At 46.1% G+C, this 17,938-nt stretch carries 17 protein-coding genes; 4 read left to right on the top strand and 13 right to left on the bottom strand.

The window, feature by feature from the left end; translation table 11 throughout:
* Positions 1-312 precede the first annotated feature (312 nt).
* Together Q0K92_RS05755 and Q0K92_RS05750 are read right to left on the bottom strand one after the other, a co-directional pair.
* A complete protein-coding gene (locus tag Q0K92_RS05755; protein WP_297324855.1) occupies positions 313-576 on the bottom strand; it encodes a hypothetical protein in 264 nt (87 codons plus the stop codon).
* Between the two features lie 19 nt (positions 577-595).
* Positions 596-1,918, bottom strand: coding sequence for an alkaline phosphatase PhoX (locus Q0K92_RS05750; RefSeq protein WP_297324854.1), 1,323 nt, complete (start codon positions 1,916-1,918; stop codon positions 596-598).
* 171 nt (positions 1,919-2,089) lie between these two features.
* Between Q0K92_RS05750 and Q0K92_RS05745 the strand changes: the two genes are divergently transcribed.
* Complete coding sequence (locus Q0K92_RS05745) at positions 2,090-2,281, top strand: hypothetical protein (protein ID WP_297324853.1); 192 nt, start codon at positions 2,090-2,092, stop codon at positions 2,279-2,281.
* 11 nt (positions 2,282-2,292) lie between these two features.
* Here the strand turns inward: Q0K92_RS05745 and Q0K92_RS05740 are convergent, their stop codons facing one another.
* Positions 2,293-3,906: a hypothetical protein gene (locus Q0K92_RS05740; protein ID WP_297324852.1), complete on the bottom strand. Its 1,614-nt coding sequence runs from the start codon at positions 3,904-3,906 to the stop codon at positions 2,293-2,295.
* A gap of 216 nt (positions 3,907-4,122) precedes the next feature.
* Positions 4,123-4,401, bottom strand: coding sequence for a hypothetical protein (locus tag Q0K92_RS05735; protein WP_297324851.1), 279 nt, complete (start codon positions 4,399-4,401; stop codon positions 4,123-4,125).
* A 183-nt stretch (positions 4,402-4,584) separates the two neighbouring features.
* Here Q0K92_RS05735 and Q0K92_RS05730 point away from each other — a divergent pair, with 183 nt between their 5' ends.
* Entirely contained in the window at positions 4,585-5,175 is a 591-nt protein-coding gene (locus Q0K92_RS05730; RefSeq protein WP_297324850.1) for an acyloxyacyl hydrolase, read from the top strand.
* 12 nt (positions 5,176-5,187) lie between these two features.
* Here the strand turns inward: Q0K92_RS05730 and Q0K92_RS05725 are convergent, their stop codons facing one another.
* The 7 genes from Q0K92_RS05725 to Q0K92_RS05695 form a co-directional block, all read right to left on the bottom strand.
* Complete coding sequence (locus tag Q0K92_RS05725) at positions 5,188-8,409, bottom strand: carboxypeptidase regulatory-like domain-containing protein (RefSeq protein WP_297324849.1); 3,222 nt, start codon at positions 8,407-8,409, stop codon at positions 5,188-5,190.
* A gap of 171 nt (positions 8,410-8,580) precedes the next feature.
* Positions 8,581-9,759: a tetratricopeptide repeat protein gene (locus tag Q0K92_RS05720; RefSeq protein WP_297324848.1), complete on the bottom strand. Its 1,179-nt coding sequence runs from the start codon at positions 9,757-9,759 to the stop codon at positions 8,581-8,583.
* Between the two features lie 25 nt (positions 9,760-9,784).
* A complete protein-coding gene (locus tag Q0K92_RS05715; RefSeq protein ID WP_297324847.1) occupies positions 9,785-10,423 on the bottom strand; it encodes an energy transducer TonB in 639 nt (212 codons plus the stop codon).
* A 6-nt stretch (positions 10,424-10,429) separates the two neighbouring features.
* The gene (locus Q0K92_RS05710) at positions 10,430-10,834 is read right to left on the bottom strand and encodes a biopolymer transporter ExbD (protein ID WP_297324846.1); all 405 of its coding nucleotides are present in this window, start codon (positions 10,832-10,834) and stop codon (positions 10,430-10,432) included.
* Positions 10,831-11,466, bottom strand: a complete 636-nt coding sequence (locus tag Q0K92_RS05705; RefSeq protein WP_297324845.1) for a MotA/TolQ/ExbB proton channel family protein — start codon at positions 11,464-11,466, stop codon at positions 10,831-10,833. Before Q0K92_RS05705 ends, Q0K92_RS05710 begins: the two co-directional genes overlap by 4 nt.
* A gap of 8 nt (positions 11,467-11,474) precedes the next feature.
* Entirely contained in the window at positions 11,475-12,962 is a 1,488-nt protein-coding gene (locus Q0K92_RS05700) for a MotA/TolQ/ExbB proton channel family protein (RefSeq protein ID WP_297324844.1), read from the bottom strand.
* On the bottom strand, positions 12,959-13,726 hold the full coding sequence (locus tag Q0K92_RS05695; RefSeq protein ID WP_297324843.1) for a DUF3450 domain-containing protein: 768 nt from the start codon (positions 13,724-13,726) through the stop codon (positions 12,959-12,961). Before Q0K92_RS05695 ends, Q0K92_RS05700 begins: the two co-directional genes overlap by 4 nt.
* A 332-nt stretch (positions 13,727-14,058) precedes the next feature.
* Here Q0K92_RS05695 and phoB point away from each other — a divergent pair, with 332 nt between their 5' ends.
* On the top strand, positions 14,059-14,787 hold the full coding sequence (phoB, locus tag Q0K92_RS05690) for a phosphate regulon transcriptional regulator PhoB (RefSeq protein ID WP_297324842.1): 729 nt from the start codon (positions 14,059-14,061) through the stop codon (positions 14,785-14,787).
* 72 nt (positions 14,788-14,859) lie between these two features.
* Here phoB and Q0K92_RS05685 read toward each other — a convergent pair whose 3' ends face one another.
* Entirely contained in the window at positions 14,860-15,534 is a 675-nt protein-coding gene (locus Q0K92_RS05685) for a tetratricopeptide repeat protein (RefSeq protein WP_297324841.1), read from the bottom strand.
* An 85-nt stretch (positions 15,535-15,619) separates the two neighbouring features.
* The gene (locus Q0K92_RS05680; RefSeq protein ID WP_297324840.1) at positions 15,620-16,369 is read right to left on the bottom strand and encodes an ankyrin repeat domain-containing protein; all 750 of its coding nucleotides are present in this window, start codon (positions 16,367-16,369) and stop codon (positions 15,620-15,622) included.
* Positions 16,370-16,706: 337 nt separating this feature from the next.
* On the opposite strand from Q0K92_RS05680, the gene Q0K92_RS05675 reads away from it, so the two are divergent.
* Positions 16,707-17,879, top strand: a complete 1,173-nt coding sequence (locus Q0K92_RS05675) for an FAD-dependent monooxygenase (protein ID WP_297324839.1) — start codon at positions 16,707-16,709, stop codon at positions 17,877-17,879.
* Positions 17,880-17,938 lie beyond the last annotated feature (59 nt).

Raw genomic sequence — 17,938 nt, 5'->3', positions numbered from 1 at the left:
TACAAGATGATGACACGGATATTGCTTGGAAGGATGGAAGCCCTCCCAACGGCTGCCAGCAGTTCGCTGGCTGGGAGGTGCGGTAGTGGAGGTAGAAACGAAATATAAAAAACCCAATTCAACACGCCCCCGATCCCCTGGATCGTTGTGACACTTCCACTCACAGAAGTGCTTGGGCTAAGCGGTTTATCTACACAAACAAAGGGGAGTATAGATACTTATAAAGACCGTTTGAATCCTAAAAGATTCCTTGAATACAGGAATATCTTAATTAATCACACAATATTTTATTAACAAACAATTAGTTGCTTGTTAATACTCGTATACCTCGTTGCGATATACCTTTGGATTTTTTCCATGCAGCATTGCTCTTTGAAAAGACTGCAGCCGATTTTGGGGCTTGCCACAGATAATACTGAGCAAGAGATACGCCACATAGAGATAAATTCCCAGGATAATGCCCGAAATACTGTCCCAATCTACATCAACTGCATACAATGAAACGCCATACACTGCACCTAACAAAGTCAAGCAGATACTTACCGCTACAACGATAAAAACATTATCGTTTTTCATGATCTTCTACCCCTGGAAATTATTTTTCAGACTCGATGCCTCTGCGGGTAATTGCCATGGTTTTGTCATTACCCGTTTCGGAATGTTGCACGTTTACGAACAAAGTGTGCGGATCCTTGCCGAAATAAATACCCGTCCCTTCCGCACTTTTATCTTTCAGAGAAGCAAACAGGTGCACACCATCGCTGTAACCATCATCATCCTCATCAGGTAAAGCCACCCAGATATCGCTATTATCGTTGTCCTCAACAATCCATAGCTTGTCATCCGGGCCTTTTGCCAGATTATCCGGGCTCTTGAAGCCGGTCACCCCAGGCGTAGTGCTGGTAGGTTTGACTTCAACAGGCACATTCACGCCGGGCTGTACAAAATAATTCACCTTCGGTACGGATGTCAGGCGAATTGCCAGTATCGCCCCGGGACCGTTAATGTTGGCAGGATCGGTGGCATCTTCACAGGTAAGCGCAGCGTAGAGTGTGCGGCCGATACGCTCCAAATCTTCCGGACGACAGAAAGGAGTTGCATTCACCGCCTGCGCAGCGATTCTGGCATTGATTTGCACTTGATTCATGTCCAAAGCCACCCATTCGGCTTCCCCGGTTTTCTGACTATTTTTTACCCGTAGCGCATACAATTGCCCGCTGCTCAAGTCGCCAAAGGTATTGGGAACGAATTTATAAATAGCACCTTTTCTATCTTCATCGATCACATACACATTGCCTTCTTCATCAACTTCAATACCTTCGTGCGATAGTGATCCCAGCATGGGCCGCACTTTGATTTCCTCGACAGTCGTCGGATCATCTTTCGCAAATTTCAATTCATATAACATGCCGCTCTGTGCATTAGGCGCATCAGGATCGAGCAATTGCGCTGTGATGGTCTCTTCAGCAAACAGCAACGTTTGCCAGGGCGTCCATACCAGACCATCCAAGGCTTCCCAATCGGCACGCTGCGCCAGAATCTCGGCCGCACCGGTTTTTAAATCTACGATTGAAATCGCCCCACCCAAGTAGGGGTCTGTACCTGGGCGCACTTCATGCGTGCGGTAGAGATATCTGCCCGCATGCTTTCCGGTTTCGTTGGCAGTATTCATGTCATTCCAGTCGTTAGAATCTGGATAAATATCCAAATTACTCTCATCAGAAATAATGTACTGAGTAAAGCCTGCCGGAATCACCCAAGGTTTGCTATTCAAAATGAGTGGATCGTTCGTCGTTTGCTCGTAGGCGGAAGCAGCGATGGGCTTGAACTTCATAGGACCGTTGATATATACCGCATCAGCATAGACAATGGTGGTTAAAGCAGCGCAAATAGGTAGCGTTAACATCGATTTTTTCATGTGGTTCTCCATAGGAACTGAGGATTACATTCGATAAGCTTCGGGACGATAAACCGAATAAACTGCATTCGTCGCTGCTACTCTATCGCCCTGACGTTAAATACTGATGTCAGCAAAATGAATTTTTTATGAATGCTTTGTTGCAGTGCTTTCCGGATTTTTTCAGAATCCATGGAGTTTCTAAAAGAAGAAATTGCCGGTTCGCATAAAGGTAAATCCAGCAATTGTTATGAACTCAATGAAGAGAGTCTATTGAATGAATCGAAAGCTTCTCTATTCATTGAGAAAACAGAGAAGCTTTTTAGCAGGCCGTTGAAAAACTATCTGCGTTGCCGCATCAAAAACGTTTCTCAACGCCTGTAGGTCAACAAGGATTAATTAAAGTTGAAAGTCCATTCCCGGGTCCAATCATCGTTCGCATCTTTAAATGCGCCAGCATAATCCACGACAGCAAAGAAGGCGTCGTTTACAGCAGCACCACCCAGTGTCAGCGGTGATCCGGTTGCCGGCAAGTAACCGCTCAACAGAGGATCACCTTCCTGATTTTCAGATTGCGACAAGAACCAATCCGATGTGGTAAACGTAGCACCCTCGCCATCGGCAAAATTGGCAGCACAATTGACAAACGAATTTTGCATGGTTAATCCACCTGTCAAGCTACCTGGTGCACCCGCATTCGCAAAAGTTCTTTCGCCATCGATCATCAAGCAAGTTGGAGCACCGGTAATGACGGAATTCCAAATATTCGCACCTGTTCCACGGCGCAATAACACACCTTGTGTTGCTGAATCACCGGTACGGCCAATAATGGTCAAATTGGACAGAATCGGTTGAGCACGTGGAATGCTGTCATGATTTCTCTCATTGTTGTCAGCCTCAATGCCGCGATCACCAATGGTAGCCGCTTGTTTGATCAGAGCAAATTGCACACGACCTTGCCAGCCATTGGTCCAATCCAGAGAGTCATCCTGAATGTTCGTGAGCACCAGATGCTTCATCTTTACCGTACCGCCAAAGACTTCGACACCGTCATCCAAACCTTCGTGAACTTGCACATAGTCAATAATCGTTCCTGAACCCACACCATTGAGTGTCAGACCATTGAGCTCTTCATCCTGACGCACGGCACTTCCGGCAAACCGAATTTGTGTATATTTAAGCACGCCACTGTTATCAGCCGGATTGTTACCACCGTAGATTTCACTGACGAAAGCCTCAAAAGGAACTTCACAGACAGGCACGCCTTCATTACATCCGTTCACCGGTGCATTGCCGGAAATCAGCAAACCGCCCCATTCGCCAGCCGATGCCTCAGTGGGGCCAGTCATGACGACTGGATTGTCCGGTGTTCCTTCAGCCATGATCTTTGAACCACGTCTGATCCACAGAAAAGCTGCTTGATCCCCCTGGCCACCCACACCAACGATTTTAGTTCCAGGATTAATGGTAAGCGTAGCGCTTTGAGCATTATCAGCACCCACAAAAACATTGCCCTGTAGTACCCATTCAATGTTCTTTGTCAAGGTAACATCCGAAGTAATCGTGCCACTCAAAACACAGGAATTCGCTGAGGCTCCCGGTTGTGCAAAGCTTGGGCAACCGGTAAATGCGTTATTGACCAACTGATCGATGGTAAAACGCAGTGGATCAGAGCCAGGCACCAATTTCAATTTGGCATAATAGCTGTCAGCACCCACCGTTACTGAAGCCACATGCACTGAATTCGTATCCGAATCAAACACATTACGTTGCCCTGTTACAGCAGCAATCGGATTAGCGGAAACCAGTTGTAATTCATTGCCAACAAGCTGTAATTGTGCGTTATAAAATGCTGAAGATCCGCCGCTCAACACTTCAACGACGGGAAGATTTACTGTATTAGTTACAGGATCATACGTTGCGGTTGCATGCGCATTAAATGCAACGCTGCTTAATAGAATTGCTGATGTTGTTAGTAATTGTTCTTTTATATTTTTTAATTGATACATAATAAGCCCACCTCCGATTTTTATTTAGGGTAAGCCAATCTAACAGGTGAACATGACGGGAATATTACATTTACATGTAATTTCATATTAAAGAAGAATCAACAATAACTTGAATGACTTATCGATGAATAATCGATTCTCAAATTACAGATGGATCTGACGGGAAGTCCTGGAAATCAACCATGTCGATCTCTCGCCATGGGAAGCTTTGATCCATTAAAACCGCGTCCAATGCTCATCAACAATTTGACCATTTTGAATAATGAAGCGATAGTTGTACTGATCAATTCGATAGATCCACACTTCCCGTTTAATATAGAAAACGCCGCCAAATGCGCGGGTTTGGACAAGCCCCAGATCAGTCCGCACATTGGGCTCGCCTAAATTAATCAGCAACTTATCCGACAAATCCCCTTTGGAAATAATATTACCATTGGGTGCACGGAAGCCACAAAGCAACATGATTGCAATCATAAGAATGAATAGTTTTTTCATGATCAGATCCTTTCCTGATTCTTTTAATCAGCTACGTCCAATTGACGATTGCAACTATAATCTACAGAAAATTAATGCATGCTGAACACGAAAAAAATTTGGTTGTATACTCGTGTCGTTATTTTTCAATGAGATAACTTGCAATTTAGCGTGATCAGTAAAGCCAATCGGATACGCTCTGAAATGAATGACATGAATTTAAAGCAAAAGGATCAGTTACTAGATAAAGCCATTGCCAGTTGTTTACTTTTCCTTATAGGCAGCATCGGCTCTTCCCATGTCTTTGCAGAAGAGCGCAAGATGACGGCTTGGTTACATGAAATCAAATTTGGGGTGCTTCATCACGACACAGGTGGTTTATGGAGTAACTTTCGTCGTGAAAGTGGTGTTGATCTTAATTTGGAAACCATTTTCTCACCACATATCCAATTTCTCGGTGGCACCATTCGTCCTGCGCTGGGCGGTTCAGTCAATACAGTTGGAGATACTTCCAAGCTTTATACAGGCATGCGCTGGCAGTATGAACATAGCAGCGGACTATTTTCAGGTATTGGCTTAGGTGGAGCCATTCACGATGGAAAACTTCATCTGCACCATAGTGACCGCAAAGCACTTGGATCGCGAGTTTTATTTCATATTCCTGTTGAAATAGGCTACCGTTTCAACGCCAAAGGTTCATTATCGATATTCTTTGATCATGTCTCCAACGCCTACTTCGCCGCTGCCAACGAAGGCATGGATACTCTGGGTGGGCGTTTGGGTTATCGATTCTAGTTTTTAGTAATATCAATACGCCAGACGCACACTCAGATTAAAAAAGCGCCCGCGGCGGAACTGGCGCGTAATTTCATCACCTTGTGTAATGCGTATGTCATCATCCAGTAAATTTTGCATGGAAGCCTGCATGGATAGCCCTCGATATAAATTCTGGCTGAACACAAAATCCAGTTGATGCACAGGTTGTTCATACTTATCCGGCGCGGTCAATACACCGGCAGCCATGATACGCTTGCTGGAAACATTGTATAGCAGTGTTGCTTGTGTTTTCCATTTTGGATTGTCATACCCGATCTGAAAATTGACGATATGTTCAGAATGTCCTTGCAATGATCTATTGTTCGTTGTCTGAGCAATCAGATTCTGCGCACTTAACTGAGCATTCGATAAAGACCACGTGTAGTTACCGCCCACATAAAAATTCTGCAACAGCGGATGTACAAAATCCAATTTCTTCAATACCTCCCATTCAAATCCATACACGTTTGCTTTTTCCGCATTCTGATAGGTATTTAAAGCTCCGGTACCTGGTTGAGCAACCAATTCAATGGGGCTGGTTAAATCTTTCCAGAAAAAACCGGCGAAAATATTTTCTGTCGGCGATAAGTAATATTCCCAGCGTAAATCCCAATTGGTAATCGCTGTTTGTTTCAGTTGGGGATTACCAACGGTTTCCTGATTAGTATTCATATCAAAAAAGGGAGCTGACGACAATTCCCTGAAATCAGGCCGTGATAATGTTTGACTGAAACCTGCCCGCAATTGCTGTTTATCCGTAAGAAAAACAGTGGCCACTACCGACGGTAGCATATCAATTCGATCCAATCGCGCTGTTGTAGGCAGGCCTCTCAAAAATGTATTCACTCTCTGATCATTGTCTTCCCAGCGTAAACCGCCCGTAATATTAACTCTTTCATAGGACATTAAATCCAGCTTGCCATAGTAAGCCAACAAATTCTGCGAAGCGGTATATTGATCGCTCAAGCGCGTCACATCACGAAGCTGGAATCCATTGGCACCGATATACTGCGGCTGCAAAATATTTTCAAGCGATGATTGTGAAGTAATGGCAGTATTCGATGCATCGGGGCCAAATCGAAAGTAACTGAACCGTCGTGCGCTTGCATCCCGGCTTTTACTCTGAGTAATCAATCCACTACTCAACGTCAATTTATGATGGGGTGTCAGTTGCAGCGGCAATTTTCCATCCACCCGCCAGCTCTGGTCCTTGTCGACCAAATCAGCAAATGTGGTCACATTACTATCCGCTCTTTGAGAAAAAATATAATTACCCGTTGTTGGACTCGTATCGTAGCGATAATCCCGCGTTTTAGGCTCATCCCGGTTGGCCGTGGCATCGGTATATAACCAATTGATAGAAAAATCTTTCAACCAGTCAAATCGATGTTCACCGCCAAATTGATTCATCAATAATTGATTAGAGAAAAACCTCAGTCGCGTCCTGCGAACATCCGTTGTTTCGGAATCAACAAACCCTTGAGAAATCCGCGCTTCATCGACTGACTGGCGCAAAAACATGGTCTTGGCAAATAACCGGTGAGTGTCCTTATATTCCAGCTCTGTTGCTGCATAGCCGGTTACCGCGACCTCCCGCAGCGATCGTTGCACATCCAAATTCTGAGTCTCTATCAACCTCGAAGAAGCAAATTCACGATTGAGCTCATTTTGCTTCCTGAATTCCTGTTTCCAACCCGCCGCAGCAATATAGCCCACCCTGAAGTCACCAAAAGTAAAGCTATCTCCCATCGAAGTCTGAAAACCGGTATCAGGTCCGCGCTTATTTCTGTTTACATCCCATGTCCCCGATAAGTTCTCTCCCAGTTTTTCGAGTTGCCCGGGTGTCACGCCATTCGGATTAAAAGCGGAGGCTGGTTGCAGATTTCCATTTTTGGTTGCATCGGCAAGCGAATCAGGCATGGCGCGTGCGCCATCGTCGTAACTGGTAAAATCGGCTCCTCCGCCTTTGTATGTCAAACCATCCTGAAAAGTCGTATTATCATTCATACCCGTTTGCAAATTTAAATTGAAGAAAAATGCATCGGGAATACCGCGCGTGCGCAGTTCCACCGTACCCCCTGCAAACTCCGCAGGGCGATCTGGCGAATAGGTTTTTTGCACCATCACGCTTTCCAGAATATTGGTCGGAAAAAGATCCATCGGCACAACACGCCGCGTTGGATCCGGACTGGGTACTGCCGCGCCATTCACCAGGGTGGTTGAAAATCGCTCACCCAAACCGCGGATAAAAATGAATTGACCACCCACCAGCGTTAATCCGGAAGCTCTGCGTAACGCGCTGGCGGCATCGCTGTCACCTGCCCGGCTGAATTGCTCGGCACCGATAACCGTTGCAACGGATGTCGCGGTGCGCTGTTCTTCGATGATCGATGCAACAGTCCCCGCAAGATGAGGTTCCAATACCACATACTCTGCCAATTCAACACCGGCTGGTGTCAATTTAAAATTGAGATCGGTCGTCTGTGCGTCCTTAATGCTCACTTCGTCCTGCGTTTGGCTGCTGTAAGCGCTGTGCAACAACGACACACTGTAACTGCCGGCAGGCACCGTTGCCGTTACTTTCCCTTGTTCATCCGTTCTTAATTTCTGTTTTGAACCGCTTAAAAAAACCTGCACATCCTTAACGGGCTTTCCGGTTTCCGCAGATAAAACCTGCACCGTGAGAATTCCATCGCCCTGATCTTGCGTAGCCGCTGGAGCCTTATCCGTGCCTGCCATGGTGCCTGCGACGGAACTCTCAATATTGAGCAGCGGCTTCTTCTTACTGGCATAAAAAGTAACCAGAATTTGCGCATTCTCTGCAGAGCGCAGCGGCAAATCAAAGGTGAATTCCCGAGCGCCTGCTTTGATCGTGAACTGGTAAAGCCCGGGAGGTAATTTACCAGCCAAACTACCATTTTCGTTGGTTTTAAGCGGCGCATCTCCGACCTTCCAAGTATACGTAGCAGGTATCGCCTCAAAAATCAGCTTCGCGCTGGATTTATCAAAAGACTCGCTGCTGATGAGCAATTCGGCATTGGCTATCGGCAGGCCATTTTGAAACAAATGCAGGGAAAATTCAGCCTTTTCAGTTTCTCCCCAAGCAGATGGACTTATCAGGACAGTAACTACAAGAACCAATACAGCAAAGACATACGTTTCAATGCCCGGCAAACCACAAGACCAGAAAGATTTGTTAGATTCAGTGCTCATTCGGCGTATCAAGCCCCCTCTTCACCCGCAATCCAATTGCTCGTGAAGATAAATTTTTAGTTATCAGTTAAGGAAAGTGTCTTTCTTGAGTAAGGCGTTAGGGCGGCATAGAGAGAAATACAACGGATAGTACTTGCGGGCCAGAATTTACAAGCGGCTGCAGTGATCGTATTAAGTACATTGCCATGGCTCGCTTTTACAAACCTCCATCAAACGCCGCAATTCGGTGCCTTTTCTGAAAAGCTCGGCACTTGTCAAATGATCCAAATGCTTATTGGCTTCGGAAAAACGGCGGCTTGAAAACAACGCATACGCCAGTGCGTAACGGACATCCTGATCTTCCAGTAATCCGTTGCGATACAAGCCGGATTCCATATTGGCCGCACGCTCATACTGCTTTAATGCCAGCAAAATGGATAATCGCTGCTTCAGTTTTACTTTCTGATCGCTGATGCTTTCATTCAACGTCAATGCTTTATGAAATCGTCCCGCGCGCCGGTAGATTTCCGCCGCTTCGGCTTGCAAACTTGGATTCTGCAGTGCCGCCTGCTCAAGAATAAATGCCGCGGAATTGAGTTTCCCTTGATCCAGATAGGTATGTGCCAGCAGCTTGGCAACCATTTCATCGTGAGGAAATTGCAAACGCGCAATTTCCAGAATACTCAGCGCTTCCTGATATTCTTTACTGAGCCGCAATGCATTTCCCAACGCAATATAATCGGCGGCCGCAGCTTTGGATCGCTGCAAATATTGCCTGCCCAACCGAACCGCTTCCTGGTAAAGCCCAAGCTCGACAAAATAAAAAACCTTACGCTTGAGAAAGCGGAAGTCTGCCGGGAAAATCCTCTGTCCATCATTCAATGCATTGATGGCGGCCTCGGTTTGTTTCAAATGCCAGTAAGATTCCGCTTTTAAACTTATCAAAGTGGCATCTTTATTGGCCTGTTCACCTGCCTTACCAATCGCATCAATAGTCCGCTGATAATCTTTAAGTCCGAAATGGATTTGCGCCAAATAGATATAAATTGCCTGGTCTTTTTGTCCATTCTTGATCGCTTGCTGCAAACTGTCCTTGGCCGCTTCAAGGTCGTTCAAACCCAGATAGGCCAAGCCCTGCAAGGTATAAAATCTGGCCAGATCTGTTTTCTTGTTTTCCAGATCGACGCTTTGTAATGCCAATAGAGCACGATCGTTATGGCCGTCTTTCAACATGACGGCAGCCAATTCGAGAAAATCCGTCGGCTGAATTTTGTTCTCGGCTGCCCACACTGGGTTGCTGTAATATCCCAGGATAATGGCAGCAATGAGGTAATGAATCTGCCTGGTTATCGGGAATTTCATTTTATTCATCGAAATTAAGTATTCAGCGAGAACATCAGGAAAGATCAAATCGAATCTTTTGTTTTGCCCATACTTTGACAGTATCTCCCTTATATTTTGCCGGCTCGAAATGCCATGATCGGATACCCTGTAAAGCAGCCGCATCAAAAATCCCTGATGGACTGGATTCGAGCACTTGTACCTGATGCACCGAACCATCCGTTTCAACCAGTACCGACAAAACGACATAACCCTTGACGCCATTCTTTTTAGCTGCTGGCGGATATTTAAAAGCGCCGCGTGTGATCGGTTTGGGCGGAACATCGACCAGATCCGCCGTCATGACGACATTACCGGTTTTACCTAATAAGTTGTCATCCAGCCCCCCGCCCTGCCCGTTATCCAAGCCCAGCAATCCCAAGTCAATACCGGACAACGCGGTATCCAGTCCTTTAAAAGGCGCAGGGGTTTGCGGCCGGGTCGCTTGTTTTTTCGGCTCTACTTTCTTGATTTCTTTTTTGGGTTCCTGTTTGATCTCCCTGGTCATACTGATTTCTGTGACTTCCTGAGGAGGCGTCTTTTCAATCTTCCCCATATAATGATTCATTATCACGATCAGACCGAAAACCAATATCAGTCCGAATAGCATGGATACCGCGCCTGCCAAGTGCTGCTGCAATTTCATCGTTGCCATTTTTCCTTACCCCGCTTCTTTTTTAGTTGCTACACCCACGCTCTCGGCTCCCGCCAGGCGTGCCTGATCGACTACTTCAACCAGCTTGCCCGCTGGCACACCTTCATCCGTTACCACCAGAATCACTTTGCTGGCAGAAGTACTCAACAAATCACGTAACTTGCTCTGTATCAGCCATAGCCGCACCGGTTCACCATCCACATAGGTATCGCCGTTGCGGTCGATAAACAGGCGGATGGCCTTACTCGATGCCGCGACAGAACTACTGGCTTTAGGCCGTTCCAGCTCCAGTTTCATATCTTTGACAAAAGTCGTCGTCACCATGAAGAAAATCAACAAGATGAAAACGATATCAATCAATGGCGCCATATCGATGGTGGCTTCGGCTTCAGCAGGTTCGTGATTTCTCATTGTGAGTAACTCTTCGTTTGGGTGGCGTGATGGCTCAGCGTTTGATGATGGCACAACAGGTCCTTGACTTGGGCAAGATCCTGTTCGATCTGATGTTGTTTCCGGTTCAGGATGCTATGCGCCAACAAACCCGGAATCGCGACGGTCAGTCCCATCTGCGTAGTAAACAAGGCCTGTGAAATGCCGCCGGCAATGCCGCCGGATTGGGAATGCAATGTCATCGTCGCCAAGGAATCGAATGTTTCAATCATGCCAATCACCGTACCCAATAAGCCCAACAATGGAGAAATCAGGATCACCACGCGCACCAGAACAGAAAATTTCCCGATTTCCCTTTCATACTCATAAAAAGCCGCGTCCAGGTGGCGCCGCAGATTTCTGACACCTTTCTTCTTTAGCGCGATACCTTGTTTGATCGCTTGTGCCACAATATTTCCGGTCGGATTGTCATCGTGTGTCTGATAATATTTCAACATGTCGCGCACCCCCATCAATTTGGGCGCTTTCATGATCCAGAATCGACACCCCAATCCGTACCACAGTAACAAGACACAGAGCACCAACGGCGGCATGACAATTCCACCGGCAACAAACAACTCCTTAATCAAAATAATCAATTCAGACAAATTCATTTCAAGAGTTATGCGACAACCAGGGTACTTTCATTCACAGCAGGGCCAGCCGCTTCTTCCAGATCAAGCCCGCCACCCAAAAAAACATTAATGATTCTGAGTGCTGCATGTTCCATGTCACGCTTGATATTTCTCGCCCAGGAAGATAGCAAGGAACCCAGCAGCAACGTCGGAATGGCAACAATCAAGCCCAGTTCGGTAGTCACCAGTGCAATGGCAATACCTTCGGACAGTAATTTCGGATCGCCGGTACCAAACTCGGTGATCATGTCAAACGTTTCAATCATCCCGGTTACCGTTCCCAGCAAACCCAGGAGAGGCGCTATCGAAGCAATGACCAGAATGGCCGGGCCAAACCGATCCAGCGGACCGGATTCTTGCAGAATCGCCTCGTACACGATGCCTTCCATATGATCCCGATCATCTTTCAAATGACGCAAGGTATAGTGCAAAACACGCCCGATAGCGGATGAATTGTCTGCGCAGCTTTTTTTAGCGACTTCCAGATCGCCGCAAGCCAATTGCTGCATGATCTGATCAGAGAGTTGTTTCGTATTGGCGCTATTGGCGCGCAATAAATAAGACCGAATCAGGATAAGAAAGACTGCAACGCCGCCCAGTATCACGATGACCCAGCCAATCGGGCCACCTGAATCAATAATACCGATGATGGTTTTCTCGGGCGTTTCTTCGATGGCATTTGTCCGTGACTCAAACAAATACAACTGCAAAATGTCAGGTTGCTGGTTTTTGCTCAACGCAGCGGCACTTTCCGCACCGGAACCTTTCCATATCTTGAAATCACCGCCGCCCGCAGGCACCAAACTGCCACCACCTTCGCTACTGACACCATACGCTGCGATATTGCCCAGCTGAATTAGTGTTCCTTGCGTTTGCTTACCATTTTCCAGGAAGAAATTTCCCGGTTTTGTCTGAATAGCACCGAGTCCCTGCGATAAAGCAAGCGCTTGTTTAAACAAATAACCCACTTTATCCGGGTCATTGCCTTTGGTTTCCTTCATGGACGCAGGCATTTCGATACCATGATTCTTCAGGGTCGCCTCTGCCTGTAGGTATGTGGTCTCCAGTGCATCACTGCGCTCGGTAACGGCGGCCTCTTTGCGTTCAACTTCGGTTAGCTGCGCAGTCAGTTGATCAATTTTCGTCGAACGCTCAACGGAGCTGCGTTCAAGCGCATTAATCTTGCTGTTGAGTGCCTGTTCTTCGCGGTTTGCACTGGATTGATAACCTCTCAGCCGTTCGGTCAATTCCCGTTTCTGTGCTTCCAGGAATGCGTACTCGCGTTTATAGGCGGTTTCCAGGCTAACGGCTTCCTGCTTGGGTGCACCTTGCTTCTTAGGTGATGCAGCTTCAGATTTACCTTCCGGCGCTGATGCGGATACGTCCTCGGCACTAACCGCTGATTTATTCTCTTTGGCATAAGCTGAACTGGCGATCACCATCAGCACTAACGCAATCAATACTATTTTTCTCATTTTCTCAATGGATTAGGTAATTCAAAATAACCTTGGCGTATCTGTTTCTTCAACGAATCAAATAAATTTCTGATGCGCTCCAGATCACCTGCGTTATCAACGGTCTCAAATTTCCAACCACTTTCTGCTGATCGTCTGGCCATTCCCCCCCGGTTATCCCGGGTTTGAAAAAAAAGAAATACCGTGCCCAGCTTGGCAATATCCACCAGCACGCTTTCTCCATCCAGCAATATGGTTTGCTGGTAAATGCCATTTTCCTTGCCTAACCGAATTTCATCTTCAATCAATGACCATGCTTGATTAACCGCTTTATTGGGATCAATCAGTTGATTGGTAATGTTAGTTTCGAGATTATTAATCGCCTTGATACGGTCTTCCATCTTGAATGGAAAACCTGTTTGAATATGGCGTCTATAATCAGCCAGCACCGCTAACAGGACAGGCTTCAGGGTCTCGCCTGATTGCTCGGTTTTTTTTGCACTCTCGGTCATCTTGTCAATGGAATGCTGCAACTTCTCGATACTCAGCTTTTGCCTTCTTTCTTCCACGCTCAAATCCGCCAATTGCGAATTCAGTGCGGACATCCGACTGCCATGCTTTTCCTTTTCAAGATCCAGTTGTGTCTGCAGTGTCTCGACTTCACCGCGAATCTTAGCCAACGACTTCGCTAAATTCTCCAGACTGCTTCCCATCGCCGCAGAAGCGGAAAACAGCAGCGCCAATCCGGCACATGAAATTATTTTTTTCGAAAAATGGTTGCGCATAAATTCCTCATCAACAATGCTTGTGCATACTACAAGTTGAATATTGCATTTTCATGACAGTTCGATGTCATTGAACGTGACAGTCTTCAAACAGATTCGTATCCTGCGGCCCTATTTCACGCCGAGGTACGTCACGTTGATTTTTATTCTGGATATGACGCTGTGAAAGTTCTGGTCGGAGAATTGATCGGTCTTTGGCAAGAAATTAGCCGGTAAATCAGACTATTTGATAGCCATCATTTAATAAAATTCTTATTTTCATCAGGCTGTCATAAAAATGTAACGCTTTATTTATATTATCTCAACAACTCCTAATTACATTTAATATAAATATGGCTGTAACAATACTCGTTGTTGAAGATGAGCCTGCAATTCAAGAATTGATCGCCCTCAATTTAAAAAAAGCAGGCCATATGGTGTTATGCGCTGATAGCGCGGAACAAGCAAAATTATTGATCGACAACGTGCTTCCTGATCTCGTATTACTGGATTGGATGTTACCGGATGTCACGGGCTTGGAATTTGCGCGACGATTACGACGGGAAGAGCGTACTAAGGCCATTCCGATTATCATGCTGACTGCCCGCATTCAGGAAAATGACAAAATCGCAGGACTGGAGGCCGGTGCAGATGATTATATTACCAAGCCTTTCTCGCCGCGTGAGCTCATTGCCCGGATTAAAGCGGTATTGCGTCGGCGCTTGCCGGAAATGTCGGATGAAATTATTGAACTGGGTGGATTAAGGCTTGATCCAACCACGCACAGAGTGCATGTCTGTAGCAATGATGAGCCATCAAGGCCAACGGAAGTCAGTTTGGGGCCTACTGAATTCCGCCTGTTACACTTTCTGATGGCGTATAAGGAACGCGTACACACGCGCGCGCAACTGTTGGATCGCGTGTGGGGTGATCATGTATTTATCGAGGACCGCACCGTTGATGTCCACATTCGCAGACTACGAAAGATTCTTGAGTCCGTCGGCAAGGAGAATCTGGTACAAACAGTGCGGGGAACGGGTTATCGATTTTCAGTCGAATGTAACGAAGAAAGCATAGGATAAAAAATCTGATGACACTGTGCCGCGCCGGGAAGTCGAATTATTTCCAGCATTGCAGCCTCAGGCTCGCCGGCTTTACTTTCCAGCTGCTCTGATTGCATCGAGGTTGGCTTGTGCATCTTCGTTTCCTTGAGCTGCAGCTTTCTCAAACCATCCAATCGCTTTTTTCTCGTCTCTTTCTACGCCTTCGCCGGTAAAGTACAGTGCACCCAGATTGTTTTGCGCGTCCACGTGCCCCTGTTCCGCAGCTTTCTTAAATAACTCAACAGCCTGTGTCATATCTTTTTCCACACCTTCGCCATTGGCATACATTAATCCCAGATTAAACTGAGCATCTGAAAATCCTTGCTCGGCTGCACGGAAGAACCAGCCTGCCGCTAATTCCGGGTCATTATTGAGTACTTGACCCGAAGCAGTCTTTGAAATGGCTTCACCGGTATAATACATAACACCCAAGCCATTCTGCGCAGCAGGATCCCCCGCTTTTGCATCCTCCAATAGCGCTTTGAATTTTTTCTCCGCCGCTTCAACATCACCCACCCCTGAGGGCAGAATCTGTTCCTTTAGCTCAGCTTTTTCTTCAGGTGTCAGGCCTTCGCTGATCGTTGATGGAATCTCACCCAGCTTGGTCACTTCGGCCATAACCTCTGACGAAGTGCTAGCCTCTGATTTATCACTTGGTGGTTGTTCACCGCAACTGATTAGTAACAACAATGCTGTAGAAAGCAATAAAACAGTGAAAGCATTCATGTGCAATTTTCCTTATTTCCTTTGTTAGTTTAACGATACAGCTCCGTAGGATACTGTAACTTGATGAAAGCCGTTCGTTATTTTGCTATCTCGCACCAGCTTTCTTCAACAATTCAATCACTTCTTTATAACGATAAAGATTAGCAAACTGTATGGCTGTCATACCATTGCTTGCTTTCAGATTCAGGTCCGCATTGGCGGCAATGAGCGAATAAACCGCACCCAGATGACCGTGTTGCGCAGCCAGCATCAATGCTGTCGCGCCATTTTCCAATTGATAATTGACATCAGCATGTGCCTTGATCAAGATTTGGATTGTCTGTTGGTATCCCTCTTGCGCAGCAATCAAGAGCGCGGTCATGCCATTGCTTCTTTTCGCGTTGATGTCCGCATTGGCAGCTAATAATAATGGAATAACCTTTCTCCTGTCCTTCTCGGATGCCAGAATCAGCGCCGTATCATTGTCTTCGGAAACGGCGTTAACGTCCGCACCGGCAGTCAGTAACATTTCCACAACTTGATCACGGCCGTCGCGAGCGGCCTGCATCAACGGAGTATAGCGATCTTCTCCTCTTAGATTTACATCCACGCCTGCTTGCAAAAATCGCTCAACGATCGCGGCATTTCCTTTTTTGATAGCCGCCCAAAAAGCAGTATTCAATTCTTGTTGCTCAATTTGCTGAGTATCCAGTATTTTTTTTACCAGGGGAAAATTACCTTTGTCCGCCGCATTCACAAGCTCTGTTTCAATCTTCATGGACCAGGCATCGGTAACAGCAAAAGCCAATAAACAAAATAAACATCTTGTCCATTTATTATTTAATACACTCGTCATGCAAAAATTCCTATATAATACAAATCATTATAGCTTTAATAACCACCCAGACCAACATATGCACAGCATTTAAAATAATTTTGCTTTCTCAGCGCTTACACGCAAGATGATGCAATTATGCCATTTTCCTAACCGCATATCATTATCGATAGTCAATCGACTTATTCCATGACTGTAAGCGCTATGCTATGCTTAATCATGCGAAATCAATTTGGTCGAATCGCGGTTTTGGCCTATGCATGAATGAAAATGAATCACAAAACCCGAGTAGCTTTGCTGATAAACCGAACCAACATTTAATCCCGTGTCCCTGTGAAAAAATTCCAAAGAAAATCATATGGCTGCTGAGCAATATGACATTATTATCATCGGAGGCGGCCCTGTAGGCATGGCATTGGCGCTTGCGCTACACGACACCGGTATTTCCAGCTTCTTACTTGAGGCTCGCGGTCTACCCGAAAAAGTTGAAGATCCGCGCCCATTGGCCTTGTCACATGGCAGTCATTTAATTTTGCACCGCTTAGGCGTATGGAACAAGTTGACACAAAATACGCCAATTACTACGATTCATGTCTCCAATCGCGGCAATTTCGGTCAGACTATCTTAACGCCGCATGATGCCGGTGTACCCACGCTGGGATTTGTAGTGAATTATCATGATCTTTTCCGATCAATGCATAAAAAATTAACTGCAAACAAAGCGGATTATATTGCTGGCGCAACCGTTACCCGGTTGGAAACTCATGAAAGCTCCGGTACGGTATATTTCGATTACCAAGGCAAAGAAGAAAAAGTTACCGCGAAACTGCTCGTTCTCGCTGACGGCGGCCAGCTTGCCAAGCAACTCCCTGATATCACGTATCAAACCCATGATTATCAACAGTGGGCAGTGGTCGCCAATGTTAAAGCTGAGAAAAAACAAACAGGTGTTGCGTATGAACGTTTTACCAATGACGGCCCCGTCGCCTTGCTTCCACATCAGGAAGATTTTGCCTTAGTTTGGACTGTCGCTCCCGAAACAGCCAAAGAAATCACTGCACTGAATGATGCGGCATTTTTAACTCGATTGCACCAGCATTTTGGTGATAGGCTCGGAAAATTCATCGAGGCAGGCAAGCGATCTGCATTTCCACTCACCCTTAAATATGCGACACCGATTACAACACAAAGAATTGCGTTAATCGGGAATGCTGCGCAAACACTGCATCCGGTTGCCGGACAAGGGTTTAATCTGGGATTGAGAGATGCTTACGAATTAGCCAATGAAGTTATCACTACAAAAAACACACGCAATGAAATCGGCGCATCGACCATGCTGTCGAGATACCGTCAAAGCAGGCAAATGGATAGTAGTGCCGGCAGAATTTTCACAGACTCGCTGGTCAAGCTTTTTTCTAATGAAAGCAAAATGCTAAGACAAGCCTGCGGATTAGGATTAAGTACACTGGACTGCATGCCACCACTTAAACGATTTGTTGCACGTCGCATGATATTTGGCGCAAGAGGATAATTTCAGATCATAGTTGCCCAATCCGATCGGACAAAAGTTATAATTGGCAACAAAGCAAT

The sequence above is a fragment of the Nitrosomonas sp. genome, from assembly GCF_024282095.1.
In the GTDB taxonomy this organism is placed as follows: Bacteria; Pseudomonadota; Gammaproteobacteria; order Burkholderiales; family Nitrosomonadaceae; genus Nitrosomonas.
The sequence above is the reverse complement of the archived record's forward strand: the minus strand, read 5'-3'. Positions and strand labels throughout refer to the sequence as shown.

What these genes read in the sequence shown, in the direction of transcription:
- Q0K92_RS05755 (WP_297324855.1), bottom strand. Translation starts at nt 576, where the DNA reads ATGAAAAACGATAATGTTTTTATCGTTGTAGCGGTAAGTATCTGCTTG.
- Q0K92_RS05750 (WP_297324854.1), bottom strand. Translation starts at nt 1,918, where the DNA reads ATGAAAAAATCGATGTTAACGCTACCTATTTGCGCTGCTTTAACCACC.
- Q0K92_RS05745 (WP_297324853.1), top strand. Translation starts at nt 2,090, where the DNA reads ATGGAGTTTCTAAAAGAAGAAATTGCCGGTTCGCATAAAGGTAAATCC.
- Q0K92_RS05740 (WP_297324852.1), bottom strand. Translation starts at nt 3,906, where the DNA reads ATGTATCAATTAAAAAATATAAAAGAACAATTACTAACAACATCAGCA.
- Q0K92_RS05735 (WP_297324851.1), bottom strand. Translation starts at nt 4,401, where the DNA reads ATGAAAAAACTATTCATTCTTATGATTGCAATCATGTTGCTTTGTGGC.
- Q0K92_RS05730 (WP_297324850.1), top strand. Translation starts at nt 4,585, where the DNA reads ATGAATGACATGAATTTAAAGCAAAAGGATCAGTTACTAGATAAAGCC.
- Q0K92_RS05725 (WP_297324849.1), bottom strand. Translation starts at nt 8,409, where the DNA reads ATGAGCACTGAATCTAACAAATCTTTCTGGTCTTGTGGTTTGCCGGGC.
- Q0K92_RS05720 (WP_297324848.1), bottom strand. Translation starts at nt 9,759, where the DNA reads ATGAATAAAATGAAATTCCCGATAACCAGGCAGATTCATTACCTCATT.
- Q0K92_RS05715 (WP_297324847.1), bottom strand. Translation starts at nt 10,423, where the DNA reads ATGGCAACGATGAAATTGCAGCAGCACTTGGCAGGCGCGGTATCCATG.
- Q0K92_RS05710 (WP_297324846.1), bottom strand. Translation starts at nt 10,834, where the DNA reads ATGAGAAATCACGAACCTGCTGAAGCCGAAGCCACCATCGATATGGCG.
- Q0K92_RS05705 (WP_297324845.1), bottom strand. Translation starts at nt 11,466, where the DNA reads ATGAATTTGTCTGAATTGATTATTTTGATTAAGGAGTTGTTTGTTGCC.
- Q0K92_RS05700 (WP_297324844.1), bottom strand. Translation starts at nt 12,962, where the DNA reads ATGAGAAAAATAGTATTGATTGCGTTAGTGCTGATGGTGATCGCCAGT.
- Q0K92_RS05695 (WP_297324843.1), bottom strand. Translation starts at nt 13,726, where the DNA reads ATGCGCAACCATTTTTCGAAAAAAATAATTTCATGTGCCGGATTGGCG.
- phoB (WP_297324842.1), top strand. Translation starts at nt 14,059, where the DNA reads ATGGCTGTAACAATACTCGTTGTTGAAGATGAGCCTGCAATTCAAGAA.
- Q0K92_RS05685 (WP_297324841.1), bottom strand. Translation starts at nt 15,534, where the DNA reads ATGAATGCTTTCACTGTTTTATTGCTTTCTACAGCATTGTTGTTACTA.
- Q0K92_RS05680 (WP_297324840.1), bottom strand. Translation starts at nt 16,369, where the DNA reads ATGACGAGTGTATTAAATAATAAATGGACAAGATGTTTATTTTGTTTA.
- Q0K92_RS05675 (WP_297324839.1), top strand. Translation starts at nt 16,707, where the DNA reads ATGGCTGCTGAGCAATATGACATTATTATCATCGGAGGCGGCCCTGTA.